This is a genomic window from Streptomyces sp. AC627_RSS907, assembly GCF_019049165.1.
The window spans coordinates 1-616 of record NZ_JAGMUE010000414.1 but is presented as its reverse complement, the minus strand read 5'-3'; the positions used below and the strand labels follow the sequence as shown (position 1 = coordinate 616).

1 protein-coding gene is annotated in these 616 nt (G+C 64.0%); it reads right to left on the bottom strand.

From position 1 onward, the window contains the following. Positions 1 to 369, bottom strand: a 369-nt coding sequence (locus KUM32_RS36200; RefSeq protein WP_374227591.1) for an Lrp/AsnC family transcriptional regulator, incomplete at its 3' end; no start/stop codon positions are given. Between the last annotated feature and the right edge of the window lie 247 nt (positions 370 to 616).

The window sequence follows — 616 nt, the reverse complement described above, 5'->3', positions numbered from 1 at the left end:
GTCGTCGTCCTCGCAGACGATCTCGACGAGGAGGTCGAAGGAACCGGCGGTGACGACGACGTACTCCACCTCGTCCATGGCCGTCAGGGCGTCGGCTACCGGATCGACGTCACCTTCGACGTTGACGCCGACCATGGCTTGGCGTCGGAAGCCGACGGTCAGTGGGTCGGTGACGGCGACGATCTGCATGACGTTCTGGTCGAGCAGCTTCTGGACGCGCTGTCGGACGGCCGCCTCGGATAGTCCCACGGCCTTGCCGATCGCGGCGTACGGACGACGCCCGTCTTCCTGGAGTTGCTCGATGATCGCCAAGGAGACGGCGTCGATCGAGGGCGAACTGCGCTTGTCAGGTGTGGCCACGCGCCTCACTGTGCACGAGGACTCGACCGTGTCGCAACCCAAGTTCGCCGGAATTCGTTGTTTGAGTTCGATAGGTATGCTGATTCCGCAGCTTTCGGCGAGTGGGTATGTCGAAAGCGTCACCCGAGAGGCTAGGGTGGGTGTCTCACCCATCGGACACCAGGCAGGGAGGGGTGGCTGTGACCACCGAGCTGCGTCGTTTGCGCAACTACATCGACGGGGAGTTCCAGGACGCCGCTGACGGGCGGACCACCGA